The following is a 13723-nucleotide window of genomic DNA, read 5'->3' as shown; positions in this document are numbered from 1 at the left end:
CGGCCCAGCCAATGATTATCAACCCCATTAGCCAAGATCGACGAACATTCCTCGGGTCTGCGGGCATCGGCCTGGGATCGATCGCCTTGAACACGCTGCTGCAGGAAGAGTCAGCGACCGCCGCCGACGCCAAGCTTGGTTCGCAACAGCCGCATTTTCCGTCCACGGTCAAGAACGTGATCTTCTTGTTCATGTCGGGCGGTCCCGGGCATATGGACACCTTTGACCCCAAGCCTCAGCTGTCAGCAATGGAAGGTGAGTATGTGCCGGACAGTATCGGGGCGAATGTTCCTAACATCCCTCGCTCGGGCGTGGGATCCAAATTGATGGCGTCGCCGTTTGGGTTTAAAAAGTATGGCGAAAGTGGGATTGAGGTCTCCGATTTGCTTCCCCATACCGCTCGCCATGTCGATGATCTGTGCGTGATTCGTTCGCTGAACCATCGCATTCCGGTTCATGGGCCAGCGGAGAATTTCACGTTGACCGGATCGTCACTCGGGGAACGGCCCAGTTTGGGCGGCTGGGTGACGTACGGATTGGGCAGCGAAGCCCGTGATCTGCCTGAGTTTATTGTCTTGTCGTCCAATTCGGGCGGACCGGCACCGCAGCGACCGGGATGGGGCAGCGGTTTTTTGCCGGCTCGATTCCAGGGCACGCAATTGGACGATCAAAGCGGCGTCCCGTACTCGGAATTACCCCAGTTGTACTCCGTGGCGGATCGTCGCGAGCAGCTCGACTTTATCCGCCTGATGAACCAGCATCATCTCCGGCGGCAAAACGCGAACAGTGAACTCGAAGCCCGCATCGAATCTTACGAACTGGGCTTTCGGATGCAGCTGAACGCACCGGAAATCCTGGATCTATCCAGAGAAACCGAAGCGACTCAGAAGATGTATGGGATCGACCAGAAGCCCAGTGCGGTGTTCGGGCGGCATTGTTTGTTGGCCCGGCGACTGGTGGAACAAGGTGTCCGCTTTATTCAATTGCGAAACGGGGGCTGGGATGCGCATGGTTCACTGAAGAGCAATCATATCGGCCGCTGCCGTGCAACGGATCTTCCCATTGCGGGTTTGTTGCAAGACCTGAAACAACGCAACTTACTGGAGCAAACGTTGGTCGTTTGGGGTGGCGAATTCGGGCGAACGCCAACGACCGAAGGCAATCAAACGGGCGACAAACGTGGCCGCGATCATTCACCCGCCGGCTACACAATGTGGCTCGCGGGAGGCGGAATCAAGGGCGGGCAAGTGATCGGGGCCACGGACGAACTGGGCTTTGTGCCCATCGAACGCCCGCTCTCGCCGCACGACCTGCATGCCACGATGCTGCACGGCCTGGGACTGGACCAGCACAAACTCATCTACCTGCACAACAATCGCGAAGAAATCCCCACTGTCCTAGGCGGTGAGGTGATCCGAGAAGCCTTCGCCACGTGAGCGACCATACGCCCTGATAAAACAAAGGTGTCAGGATTCAAATACAAGCAATGACTCCTGAGACCTTCGATTTCTCCAAGTGATCGATTGCAAGACGAGCGTGTGCCGTTCCGCTATATTTAGGCTGCGCCACTGGGTTTGGCGCAGACAAATTTCGATCACCGGTGATGGGGAGCGTTCGATGATGAAAATGAGTATGACGATTTTGATTAAGAAGTTCGTACTTCTTAACCTGTTATTGATTGGTTGCTTCAGCCTACCCGATGGATGGTATGCGACTTCGCATGCACAGCCTCCAACGACTGAAGCCGCCCAGGATAAGAATCAATCAGAACCCGCAATCCGAGCTGCGATCGCGGATCTTTATAGTGTCAAGTTTCTGAAACGACAAGCAGCATTTGAATTCTTGATCGAAAGCGGAGATCCGGCAATTGCTCCACTTACGACGGCAGCGTTGACAGATGACGTGGAAGCCGGTGCTCGATGCGTCGAAGCTTTGACGCGGATTGGAGCGAACAAGTCACTTCGTCCAGCGGTACTAGAATCGTTGAAACGCATTGTTGCCGAAGGGACAACCCAAACTGCGGCGTTCGCGCGCAAGCAATTCGAGGACTTGAGCCTTACCGACCAAGAACGCGCGATTAGGAAGTTGGAGTCATTTGGCGAGCGGATTTTTCAGCGTGGCGACGCTCCGATCACTCTCTTGCGGATTAAGAATGGTAAGTCCGCAAGCCAGCTCAGGTTCTTTCCAGCACTGACGTCCGTCAGCCTGGATGGTCCGATGATTACCGATGATGTCATACCGCACCTGCTGGAGATTCCCGCGCTCAGCTATCTGACGATGAAGCACACGTCGATTACCGATGATGGAATGAGTCAGCTTGCGAAGTGTCGATCGATTCGCACCCTAACATTTCATGATCGCGAAATCAGCGAAGCACTTGTTGCCGCCATCTACGAATTCCCCGGTCTGCAAATGCTGTCGCTGCAAACACGCATTGACGAAAAAGACTTACGCCTCCTGACCAAGTTACCCAAGCTGACGTCGCTTAGTCTGTCGGATCCTATCGTCAGTCAACAAGGCATTGAGTTGCTGAACCAATTGCAACGCGTCAATACGCTATCGCTATCGATGAAAGGCCTCACTGATGAGCAATGTGAACATCTTGCTAGCCTCACCATGCCGGCATCGCTATCGATCACTGGCAGCAAAGGTATCTCCGAACGGAGCTGGATATCGGTTAGCAAGGCAAACTTCATTTCCATATCGCTATTCCGCTGTGACATCAGTGACAGCAGCTTAGCGGCTCTTGCAAAAAGCGAGTCGATGCGAAGCCTAGCAATCTATGGCGGATCGATCACCGACACAGGCCTTCAATCTTTGCACGGAAACGAGCTGTTGAGTTCGATCAGCCTTCAAGATACGAAAGTAACAAAGAAAGGCGCGGAAGATTTGCTATCGGCTCTTCCAAATGCTCGGCGCATTCGCTTCAATCGCGAGTACATTGGAGAAACGTTGCAATTTGGTCGGTTTGTCCCTCCGAAACAGCCAAGCGTTCACTTTTCGGAGATCGCAAATAGACTTGGAAAATCGGCGCACGTACGTGAAAAAATTGATGCCGAAGCAATCAAGTTGCTCAATGCCGAGCCGAATCTAGGTCAGGTTTTTGTTGTGAGGGGCGATCCAACGGATGACGAGATCGCTCAACTGAAAAATGTGTCAATGACCGGGCTTGTTATAGCATCGACCGGGATAACGTCGCGAGTTCTCGAGCCGTTTGAGAATCATAAGTCAGTCTCAGAGATATCCATCACATCCGATAAAATCACTGACCAAATCGTCGACGGCCTGCTCGCGATGCCTCTCTTGACCAAAATCTCGCTAAGCCGGGCACAGATTTCGGACGACGGTTTGCAGCGTCTTTGTAAAGGGCTAGCGACGCATGACCAATTTCGATGCTTGGTACTGTCGAACTGCTCAGAATTGTCCAATTTGGCTATGAGAGAAGTCGGTCAACTGAAGGGGCTCACGCAACTTATGCTTTCGGAAAATCCGGGGATCAACGGTGACGTCTTGGAGCACATAGCGAGAGCGAAAGGTCTAACCGAGTTGAGTTTGAGTAGCATTACGCTTGACGATAGCGACCTTGAATCGATTAGACACTTGAATCTCGATCGGTTGCACTTTCAAGGCGGTAGTTTGAGCGATGAAGTCGTCGCAAAGATTGCGAAGTACTTTCCAAATCTAACTCAAATTGGACTCCAAGAAAGTGATGTGACCGATGACGCGATGAAGTCGCTGGCGAAACTCAGCAAGCTGCAGTGGATTTACTTGAATGGCACCAAAGTGAGCGGTGACGGTTTGGAGCATTTGAACGTACTAACAGATCTGAAATACGTTCACGCAAGCCGCAGCGAGATCAGCCCAGCGGCAGTCAAGCGGTTTTGCGAACAGCATCCCAATACCAATCTTCAGCTCAACTAATCTACAGCCAAGTGCTTCACGACCATCTTCGTAAACGCAAGCAACTCGGTGTAGTACCGCAAATACAAACACTCACTGAATCCAGTGACACACCGTCAGGTGCAGCATGCGAAAGATAGTTGGATAAAACAAAGGTGTCAGGATTCAAATACGAACAATGACTCCTGAGACCTTCGGTTTCTCTCCTTGCCGTGCATTATCTTGATTTCGACATCTTGATTTCGACGTTCGGAAGCGCACTCTGGAGAATATCCAAAGAGCGATCGGGAGGAAGGTCGCCGCTGATTCTTAGTTTTTTCAGCTTTCCAAGTTTCGAGATCTGCTCAAGTGGACAATTGATAAACAAATCACTGTCAATAGCCAGTGACTGAAGGTTTGCCAGCCCGCTTAGCAGTTCAAAACAACTTGGCGTAACGAGAGTCCCACTAATATTAAGTTCAGTCAATTTCGATCCTCTAAGGAGAGAAATGTGCTCGTCCGTGGTATTCGTTTGCAATAGGACTAGCAACTCAACGGAGCGCAGTAACTCGTAGGTAAAGACCTCGCGTTTCAATTTGCATCCATCAAGTCGCAATACTCTCAGAGAGGGCAAGACTAGATTCTCAAGACCAGAGCCATCTAACGGGTTGAATCCTACATCAAGCAAGGTCAGACCGTGTAACCCATTGAGGAACGACAAGTCAGAGTCATTAAGACCTGAGTTTTGTATGGTCAAGACCCGTAATCCCGAGCCGAGTCCATGTTCGACATCTCTTCCAAAGGTATTTCGTTCTCGAATCAAACGCAGATTTAGCAGTAACAAAGGATCGAGTTTTCGATCGGTAAACTCGACTCCATACACACCTGGATAGGAACGTGCCCCGCCTACGTTGTATTGCTCAACAAATGCTTTGGCGCGTTCGTCGAGCCTCGATAGAGCGCGGTGCACGACGATATTCAATCGTCTGCCTCGTTTGTCTATTCCAAATCGAAACTCTTCGTACTCCAAATCCACGAGCGAATCCAAACAGCTTGCCGCGAAACGCCAATCAAGGCTATAAACATTCCGAGCCAAGAATGAGACAGTGTCCTCCAGCGGGTGGACATCCTTTTCAACAATCTGAGCGACGATGTCCTGGACTAAGTAATAGCGCGACGCCAATAAACCGTCGGGAACATTCTCTAGCCCCACCTCAACGGCATGTTCTTCAAATTCCCCGTCGCTCGACGTTGCCCATCCAACCACCGCCAGTTCCTCGGCATCAACGACGTTGATGTTCAGCGGCAAGGCAAGCATACAGATTGGCAGCCATCGCCATACGTAGATCGGCGATCTCGTCATAATGGATAATCTCCGTGATGGATAAGAAGGCCACCAAGCACAACGTCTTTCGAGTTTTGATCGTGCAAAACTCCTCTAAAATCATTGGAGATTTCCCCAAGCCTCTGGTCGAAGTCCGCACCTATGGACGGATCCTTCGTCAGTAGAGACGTCGATCGATACTGATCGTTTGCACGAATGAGGCACACGCTTGCATCGATGCGACAGGCGTTTGCACTAATGCGACAAGCGTTTGCATCAAAGAGGCAAGGAGTGGCGTGAGCGGAATCGTATGCTTAGCGAGATATCAAGTCAAACAAATTCCCGTCAGAACCTAAAGCTATCGTTCGCACTGCTTCCTGGCCTCTTTTTATCCAGGCCAGCGTCGCAGCGGTTCAACGCGGCAATATCTGCAAAATGTCCTTCACCTTCAGCGTCGTTTTGAAGGTGACACGTGGCATTCCCAAATCGGGAATCGCCTGGTCAACGCTTTCGCTGATCGCCAGCACGATCCTCGCAGTGTGCTGAAACTGTTTTAACCGGATCACTTTCTCGCTCAAATATTCCGGCGTCCAAAATCCGATCACTTCCAACAGCACTTCGCCATGCTCGGGATGGCTCAGCGAGAAGTCGGGGGTGAACACGGTTTGGCCTTGGTGCAGCACCGTGCCCTCACGCCGGAGCCGCCAGCCGTCGGTTTGATTCTCTGCTTGCAGTTTGTTCCACTGACGCCAAAACGTTTCTTCCAGCTGGCTGTCGAAATCGTTCGGTTGTACTTCGCTTCGCAGTCCATCTGAACTGCTCAGCCGCAGCGCAAATCGCCGCTTCGCAGGTCCCAACACGGTCGCTTGCATCCGCCAATCACGTGCTGCCAGCAATCCCGGCAAGAACCGCGCGAATGCGACGCCATAGCGGCGAGTTTGACGCAGCAGAGACGCTGGTCCGTTCAACTGAAACACATAGCGATCGCCTTGCCGCGTGATCGAGTGCATCAATCGCGCCAGCTTGGCGTAACGCAAGATCATCTTGAAATCGTCGTCGGCCCAAACCGTCATCGACAATGCTCCGTAAACCGCCGTCTGAGTTTGCGCGACGTTGTAACGCGACAGTAAACCTGCAGCATCGAGATCCTCGGGCGGCTTTCGAAGTCGATGGAACTCGATCACATCAGCAAACAGACTGGCTTCGATCTCCGCCCAACTTTTGCCAAGTTCTGCTGCAATCTCCGCTTTCGTATTCGCTTCGTCGTGGTCAAACAATTGGTCACGCGTTTGCACCAGCGGATGTTTGGTTGCCGCCAACGAGAACACGCGTTGTCTGAGTTTGGCAGACGCAGCGGATTTGTCCTGATGGAACTCGCTCGCGTCATCCAGTAATTTGCAAAACGCGGCAATTCGTTTTGCTGGACAATCCGTGACATCCTGCAGCGAACGTCGGACGCGGTCATGCAGATGCTTGCGTACTTCACCGACATTTTCGCGATAGATCTTCAGCATTTCCTCGGCGAGCCGCGGGTAATGTCCATGAGTCGAGCGAGTCAACCGATCGGGGGCGACCGTCAGACGCGAAAAATCGTACTCCAGCAGAGCTTGTTCTTTGGTCAACATTAATCGTGGTCAATGTTTGCGAAATGCGTCGTCACGCCGACGCGAACGAGACCGCACTTCGTCACGCGTCCCGGCGGTCACGATCTCGTAGAAACAGGCGCGGCCAAAGCGGTTTTTGCGTACCACGCGTCCAAGTCGTTGCAGTGCTTGGCGGGTACTGCTGCCGCCACCGACAACGATCGCGACGTTGACCTCGGGTAAATCCACTCCCTCGTCCAACACTCGATTGACGACCAACGCGGGGTAACGCCCTTCTTTCAATCCCGACAAAATTTCTTGTCGTTCGCGTTTGCGACAATGACTCAGTAGACAGGGGATCAAAAAACGCAGCGAGACGTCGCGAGCCATTGCGTTGGAACCGCAGAAGACGATCACCGGTTCGCCGGCATGAAGTCGAAACAGGTCTTCGATGACTCGCAGTTTTTCTTCCGCTCGGTCTTCGATGGAACGTTTGGCGTGAAAGGCAACCATCGCTGCACGGGCGGCAGGGTCATGACCGCTTTCGCTGCATAGCGCCGGCCAATCGTAGGAAGAGTCGTCTTTTCGTCGCTCGGCAACAAATTCGCGAACCGTATTACCCAACGATTCATAGCGAGTTCGCTCATCACTCGATAAGTGCACGGCCATCCGCACGATGTCGTAATTCGCAAGCGTCTTGCCTCGCGCGGCCTTGATCGCTTGCGTATAGACCCGCGGACCGATGATCTCATTAAGCAATTCGTGTCCCCCGTCACGTCGCTCGGGGGTCGCGGTCAAGCCGAGCCGATAGCGGGCCGCGGACATGCGGGCGGCATCCTGACGCATCGGCCCTGGCAAGTGATGGCATTCGTCAAAGATGATGAATTCGAATTGGTTGCCTAATCGAGGCATGTGGATCGTTGCACTGTCGTACGTGGTCACCGAAACCGCGCTGACGCGATGCACGCCGTCGCCAATGATCCCGGCGTCGATCCCGGTTGCATTGCGAATCCGGTCGTGCCACTGGTACATCAAATCACGCACCGGGGAAACGATTAAAACACTCGTGTTGACGCGGCAGATCGCGTGTAGCGCCACTTCGGTTTTTCCCGTCCCCGTTGGCATCACCACGACGCCGCGTCGAGTTTCCATCCAAGCATCCAGAGCCTCGTTTTGGTCTGGCCGCAACGAGTGCAGCTTTGCTGTGGCAAAGCGAATCGGCGTCCAGCGTGCGACGTCGTCCGACCATTTTGTCGCCAGTCGGTTTTGTAAACACTCGACCACATCGCGGTAATGCATCGCGTCGGTCCGCCAGCAGCCACTGCGAGGGTCGTGCATCCACAGCGGTTCATTCCACAATTGCTCGACCAACTGCTTTTCCACGCCCGAGAGCGTCAACGTCCCCTCCTGAAACGCAAGCCGCGTCGGGGCTGAAACGGGAGCGAGTGCGTTCATGGTTGACAGATTATAGGTTGGCGTGCGTCGCAGATGACGGTGATTCAACGAGAGATCGAACCACTGCGCCGATGACGGCGGTTAAGTAACCGGGGACCATCAATAGCAAGCTAATAAATGGAGCCACCAGTGCCGTGGAGAAACCCGCTGCAATCTCGGCAGGTTTGGGCGCCGAACTGCTCATTGCAATCACGGTAAACGCAGAGATTGCACCCTGGAAAGCTGCGAACAGACCGACCAACAAAGGGATGTGAACCACCAGAACGAGTGCCGCAGCCGCCATGGCTCCCTTGCCGCGAACCACAATCATCAACGCGACAACGAAGCTCAAAAACGCTGCCAAAGGCAACAGCACGAGGTACGCTGGCCCAAGGGAGACAAATATCCAGTGCAGCAAAGACTGTTGAACGGGTTCGGCTTCGTGCATGAATGCTTACCTCGCAAATTGCGGTGGGGCGGATAACAACGCCGATTCGACAATTGAGAAAAGGTCATTCAGGATACCACAAGTCGTTCGCGATTTCGTCCTGCAGGATTTTCAATTCAACTGATTGCTGATCCGAACAATGATTCAGTTCTGACATCGCATCTGATTTCTGGCCAAGTTGGGCGAGAACACGAGCAAGACCAAGGCGGGGCACATCGGACTTCGTTCGTTGGATAGCGAGCCTGAAATATTTCGCGGATGTTTCAAAGTCATTTTCGATATCATGCCAGAACCCCAGTGATTCGTAAGCCTCCGGATCGTCTGGTGACCTCTGAATCGCGGTTTCGTAGCATTTTCTTGCGTTATCGAGCGAATAGCGGTCCCCATCGGATAGTTGAATTGAGTCGCCGCAAAGATTCCACAATCGAGCGGAATCCGGATACACATGCAGCATTTCAAAAATTTTGTCGACATCAACTTCGGTAGGTTGTCCCCCCGAACCCGAAAACTGAAATGTCTTGATAAATGATTCGGCGCTCATACTAATTTACGCAGGACTTTCCCGATTGGTTATGAAGTTGTCCGCTTCATCTTAACTTCGTGCAGTTCTGGATAGATGTCGCTCTCGAAACGGTTCGTAACTCGCTCGCGGGTAATTAGAAAACCCAGCTTCGCAAAGACCGGAACATTTCCGGTTTCCTTAATCGTCTCCAGAACGATGGCAGTGCGAGCGGTGGAGCGTGCATGCGAAGCGATCCAATTCAACAGGCGACGGGCGATGCCCTTTTGTTGAAAGTGGGGGTGAACGGCCAGCCCAATCACATGCAAGTAACCTTCGTGGCTGTCGAATTGAACCGTCGCAACGACTTGCTGATCCAGCTCAGCGACGAGCCGTGTTCCGTCCTTCGGATGAAGGGACTGGCTGGCGACGGTTTGGGAATTGGGTCGATAGATCGCTCGCAAAGGAGCGAATGCAGCGTGAAACACCGTTGCCACCGCTTCGGCATCCTCGGCCGTCGCCTTGCGGATCGTGATGGAAGGCTGCATTTGCTCCTCAGTCAAAACACTGTGCTAGCAAACCTGTGATGCTGGAATTTGGACTGTTTGCTATGAATTTTGCTGTCAAAACCGGCTCGACATTCTGTCTTTCACGCTAGGATGGAATTGTGCTACGGTTCCAATGCGCGGACCCCTTTACTCGAATTCCTTCTGTTTCTTGGCTCCTATGTTAGGCGAATACCACGTCGGCCGCTGTACCCGAAATTGCCATTCGCTGCACCGCCCGCTGCGCGAAGGCGAGTGGTATTACTCGGTCGTGATGGAATCAGGGGACGATTACGTCCGTCGCGACTTTTCGGCCGAAAGCTGGAAAGGGCCGCCAGAGGACGCGATCGGATGGTGGAAAAACCGAATGCCCACCGCTTCGGAAAAGAAGCTTGTGCTGGCGCCGCCGGAGGTCTTGATCGATCTGTTACGCCAAATGGGTAACTTTCCCGACAAAGCGAAAACACGCTACTTGCTGGCGATCATGTTGATGCGTAAACGGCTGGTGCGTCCTTGGGAAGGCACAGCCGATGATTCTCTCGAAGAGGGGGCGATGCGATTGGAAGTGCTGGCCGATCAGTCGACGATCGATGTGATGCCCTGCGAGATCAACCGCGCCGAATCGGACTCGATCCGTGACGAGTTAAACGATTTGCTTTACTGCGAAGCCGATGTGGTTAGCGCCGACGACGAAACATCAACCCGGTAACGGTCCCAGGAGAAAAGCAAGGATGCGAACATGGCTGTGGATCGGAACGTTGATGATTTGTTTTGTCTCGGGTGGAGCGACTTGCGCCCGCCGCGAGGCTCCGGTACCGTTCCCACCGCCTCCGGTTGCCTTCAATGAGACACCCAGCTTGGACGAATTGGCTGGGGTTATGAACCGCACCAGTTCGATCCAGCAGTTGTCGACCAACACCGCCTCGGTCGAAGTCTTGTCGATGCCCAACATTCCGAAGCTCAGCGCTACCTTAAGTCTGCAGCGTGAGCGTCGCTTTCGCTTGCGAGCCAGTTTGCCGATCGTGCTGGGGGCCGGGATGGACATGGGCAGCAATGACGAGGTGTTTTGGTTCGAAGTTCCCGAGGGGATCGGGATGTCCAAGACGCTGTACTACGCCGAGCACGCGAAGTACCGCCAACAGCTCCAGCGAGCGGTTTTGCCTGTCGATCCAACTTGGATCATGGACGGCTTGGGATTGGTTCAATTGGATCCCGCGACGGTCGTCAACGGCCCCGTCAAACGCGAAGACGGCAAGTTGGAAATTCGCAGCGTTATCCAAATGCCTGACGGTTTGTATCAACGTGTCTACTTGATCGAACCTTCGGCCGGTTACGTGACAAACCAATTCTTGTATGCCCCCGACAATCGCTTGATCGCGCAAAGCACCGCGACCAATCATCGCTACTACGCCGAGCACCAATGTGCTTTGCCGCATCAAGTCGAACTGAATCTGACGCCCGCGATGGGACAACCATTGCGGATGAAAATTACGATTGGTTCGTACGCGGTGAATCAATTGCTAAGTGGCGATCCCCAGTTGTTCACAATGCCGCAGAACGCGTCTCAGATGGTCGATTTGACCACCTTGTCCGCGACTGCCGCAGCCGCCGCGGCGACCGCGCCGACGGAGTACACCGCGGATCATCACATGGCGATGCCACTGCGGGGAACGCTGCGGTAATCGGTTGAATCACCGCAGCGGATCACGTCAACGTGTTGGCACGTCAACACGTTGACTCGATTTGTCGCGGCTCGTTTTTGGCATGCGTTAGCAGCACATGAACCTTGGATTCGTCGATTTCGTTCGATACGAATTGATGAGCTTTCTCTCGTGTCGCGAACCAAGCAAAAACCGATGGCCCCCAACTGCTCTGCCCCACTCCCTTGACCCGATTGCTTCTTAGAAAATCAACAAGCGATGACACGGCGGTGCCATTGTAGGGACCGTTTTGCACCGATTCGAAAAGCAACCCGCTGTCGCGGTTGTAGCGGTGCACCGCTTCGCTGAACGCATCGAAGTCGCCGTTTTGTATGGCTGGTAGCAATTGGCTGGTGATCTGGTCGCGAAAGTGATCGCGCTGCGCGGATGTCGTCGCGGGAAGTTTAGAGAATTGGTCCAATTCCACATCACCACTGATCGTCATCGTTTCTTGGATAGGGCGAAGGATCGCCACACACCACTGCCGAGGAACGTCGATTCGTTGCCGGATCGGATTCAGTTCCGCAGCGTTGTCGGCGTCTTCGTAGATCAGCCCGCCATGCCGATAGCCATGGATGCCGACGGCGGAGCGGCGTCCGCGATCGGCGATGCGAAACGCAGTCGTCTCGTCCACCATGCTCGGGTTCAGTAGCTCGCTGATCGCCTCGGCCACCGCCATCGCCAACTGGGTTCCCGTGCCAAGTCCCGTATGAGCGGGTGGACGCCGGACAATCTCGATCTGGCAAGCCGGTAACGCATCGAGATGAAATCGCTGGCGATAACGCTCGGCAATCCCCAATACCCGCTCAGCCGCAATCGCAGGTCCTTGGAACGTGTCGGCGCGTCGCGCAATCACTTCGGTGATCGGATGCTCGATCATCACACCGACACCCCCGAAGGGTTTCGCTGTGTCTAGTAAACCGAAATGAAGTCGTGAGCCTGTGGTCACGCGTACCTGCTGAGATGTCATGTGCTCACAATACCAGCATCCCGGTATGCCTTCCAAGACGGGGGAAGCAAGTGGTTGCCAATGCCCAACTTGGAAAACGGCACGGCGGCTACGCTTGATCAGGGATCGATGTCGGCGTACCGCTGCGAAATCGCTTGGCTGAGGAATTGGAACGCCGCCGTCTCGGCGGCGCCTCCGGTCTTATCGACCAAGATTTGCAGGCGGCGAAGATCCGCCTCGACTTCCTCTTGCGCGATCAGGTGTGTTCGTGTCGCCAGAATCGCGGCCTCGATCACAGCATATTTAGCTCGGTTGAACCCAAAAAACGGGCGAACGATGCCTGATTGGACAACCCGGCACTGCATCTCGGCTCGCGGGTCATGGTCGTCTATCGATTCCACCTCGACCGCAAACCAGCGATGACAATCTCGCAGAACCCAGTAGGCGGAGGAATCGGCGGGTGATGGATCGAACTGCAATGGATCACGCTGCAATTGTTCGAGCGGGCGTACCCATTGCCGAAGCGTCGCTTGGTCACCGAGCGGCCCCACTGCGGCTCGTGCAAACAGATCAACATTGTCGGTCACGTGGACGACGGCTCGCCGCGTTTGCATCAAATTTTGATACGTGCGGGATGAGTTGAAAGGACGCAACAGGATCGTTTGCCCCTCGGCGTCGCCATGAGCAAGCGATTCTGAGACAATCGGTCCCATCGGAGCAATGTTGATTTGTTTGTCGGAACTTGTCGACGTAACGATCGATTCCAAGATCACAATGCCAATTCCCGTCGCCGTTTGGAAGCAATCGTGACAAAGTTTTCGAGCAGACGGCTGCCCTCGTCGGTCAAGATCGACTCGGGATGAAACTGGACTCCAAAAACCGGTCGGCTGCGGTGCTGGATCCCCATGATCACCCCATCGTCGCTGCGGGCGGTCACATCCAGATCGTCGGGCAGATGATCTGGATCGATTGCCAACGAGTGGTATCGTCCGACGAGCATCGGTGAAGCAAGGTGCTCAAAAATACCTTGCCCATTGTGTTTGATCGAAGATTGGATGCCATGCTCGGGACCACATCGCAACACGATGCCACCAAAGGCAACACCGATCGATTGATGCCCTAGACAAACACCCAACATCGGAATCTGCGAGGACAGTTCGCGGATCACGGGTACCGAGCAGCCCGCTTCCTTGGGGCTTTTCGGGCCTGGCGAGATCACGATCGCTTCGGGATCCAGTTCCAGGCATCCTTGAACATCAATCTCGTCGCTGCGAATCACACGCGTGTCGCAGCCGAGTTGGCGAAAGTATCGGGCCAAGTTGTGGACAAAGGAATCGTAGTTGTCCAGCAATAAGATCATGC

The 13723-nt window shown here is 54.0% G+C and carries 13 protein-coding genes; 4 read left to right on the top strand and 9 right to left on the bottom strand.

Annotation, left to right across the window (positions count from 1 at the left end):
• The first annotated feature begins 11 nt into the window (after positions 1 to 11).
• Both ABD971_RS27950 and ABD971_RS27945 read left to right on the top strand, forming a co-directional pair.
• On the top strand, positions 12 to 1436 hold the full coding sequence (locus tag ABD971_RS27950; protein ID WP_345327048.1) for a DUF1501 domain-containing protein: 1425 nt from the start codon (positions 12 to 14) through the stop codon (positions 1434 to 1436).
• A gap of 190 nt (positions 1437 to 1626) precedes the next feature.
• The gene (locus tag ABD971_RS27945) at positions 1627 to 3921 is read left to right on the top strand and encodes a leucine-rich repeat domain-containing protein (RefSeq protein ID WP_345327047.1); all 2295 of its coding nucleotides are present in this window, start codon (positions 1627 to 1629) and stop codon (positions 3919 to 3921) included.
• A gap of 196 nt (positions 3922 to 4117) precedes the next feature.
• On the opposite strand, the gene ABD971_RS27940 is transcribed toward ABD971_RS27945, so the two are convergent.
• From ABD971_RS27940 to ABD971_RS27915, 6 genes are all read right to left on the bottom strand, one after another.
• Entirely contained in the window at positions 4118 to 5197 is a 1080-nt protein-coding gene (locus tag ABD971_RS27940) for a leucine-rich repeat domain-containing protein (RefSeq protein ID WP_345327046.1), read from the bottom strand.
• Positions 5198 to 5616: 419 nt separating this feature from the next.
• Positions 5617 to 6828, bottom strand: a complete 1212-nt coding sequence (locus ABD971_RS27935) for a DUF790 family protein (protein ID WP_345327045.1) — start codon at positions 6826 to 6828, stop codon at positions 5617 to 5619.
• A 9-nt stretch (positions 6829 to 6837) separates the two neighbouring features.
• Positions 6838 to 8241 carry a DEAD/DEAH box helicase family protein gene (locus ABD971_RS27930; protein WP_345327044.1) on the bottom strand — a complete coding sequence of 468 codons (1404 nt, stop codon included), beginning with the start codon at positions 8239 to 8241 and terminating at the stop codon, positions 6838 to 6840.
• Positions 8242 to 8251: 10 nt separating this feature from the next.
• Positions 8252 to 8668: a hypothetical protein gene (locus ABD971_RS27925; RefSeq protein WP_345327043.1), complete on the bottom strand. Its 417-nt coding sequence runs from the start codon at positions 8666 to 8668 to the stop codon at positions 8252 to 8254.
• A gap of 64 nt (positions 8669 to 8732) precedes the next feature.
• On the bottom strand, positions 8733 to 9209 hold the full coding sequence (locus tag ABD971_RS27920) for a tetratricopeptide repeat protein (RefSeq protein WP_345327042.1): 477 nt from the start codon (positions 9207 to 9209) through the stop codon (positions 8733 to 8735).
• 29 nt (positions 9210 to 9238) lie between these two features.
• Positions 9239 to 9715, bottom strand: a complete 477-nt coding sequence (locus ABD971_RS27915) for a GNAT family N-acetyltransferase (protein WP_345327041.1) — start codon at positions 9713 to 9715, stop codon at positions 9239 to 9241.
• Between the two features lie 178 nt (positions 9716 to 9893).
• Between ABD971_RS27915 and ABD971_RS27910 the strand changes: the two genes are divergently transcribed.
• Together ABD971_RS27910 and ABD971_RS27905 are read left to right on the top strand one after the other, a co-directional pair.
• Positions 9894 to 10421, top strand: coding sequence for a hypothetical protein (locus ABD971_RS27910; RefSeq protein ID WP_339937650.1), 528 nt, complete (start codon positions 9894 to 9896; stop codon positions 10419 to 10421).
• 22 nt (positions 10422 to 10443) lie between these two features.
• Positions 10444 to 11394, top strand: a complete 951-nt coding sequence (locus ABD971_RS27905; protein WP_339937521.1) for a hypothetical protein — start codon at positions 10444 to 10446, stop codon at positions 11392 to 11394.
• 43 nt (positions 11395 to 11437) lie between these two features.
• On the opposite strand, the gene ABD971_RS27900 is transcribed toward ABD971_RS27905, so the two are convergent.
• The 3 genes from ABD971_RS27900 to ABD971_RS27890 form a co-directional block, all read right to left on the bottom strand.
• Positions 11438 to 12382, bottom strand: coding sequence for a GHMP family kinase ATP-binding protein (locus tag ABD971_RS27900; RefSeq protein ID WP_345327040.1), 945 nt, complete (start codon positions 12380 to 12382; stop codon positions 11438 to 11440).
• A 98-nt stretch (positions 12383 to 12480) separates the two neighbouring features.
• The gene (locus ABD971_RS27895; protein WP_345327039.1) at positions 12481 to 13134 is read right to left on the bottom strand and encodes a DUF447 domain-containing protein; all 654 of its coding nucleotides are present in this window, start codon (positions 13132 to 13134) and stop codon (positions 12481 to 12483) included.
• A complete protein-coding gene (locus ABD971_RS27890) occupies positions 13131 to 13721 on the bottom strand; it encodes an anthranilate synthase component II (protein WP_345327038.1) in 591 nt (196 codons plus the stop codon). Before ABD971_RS27890 ends, ABD971_RS27895 begins: the two co-directional genes overlap by 4 nt.
• Positions 13722 to 13723: the final 2 nt, after the last annotated feature.

It is taken from the genome of Novipirellula rosea, assembly GCF_039541335.1.
Lineage (GTDB): Bacteria > Planctomycetota > Planctomycetia > Pirellulales > Pirellulaceae > Novipirellula > Novipirellula rosea.
This window is presented reverse-complemented; position numbering and strand designations above follow the sequence as displayed.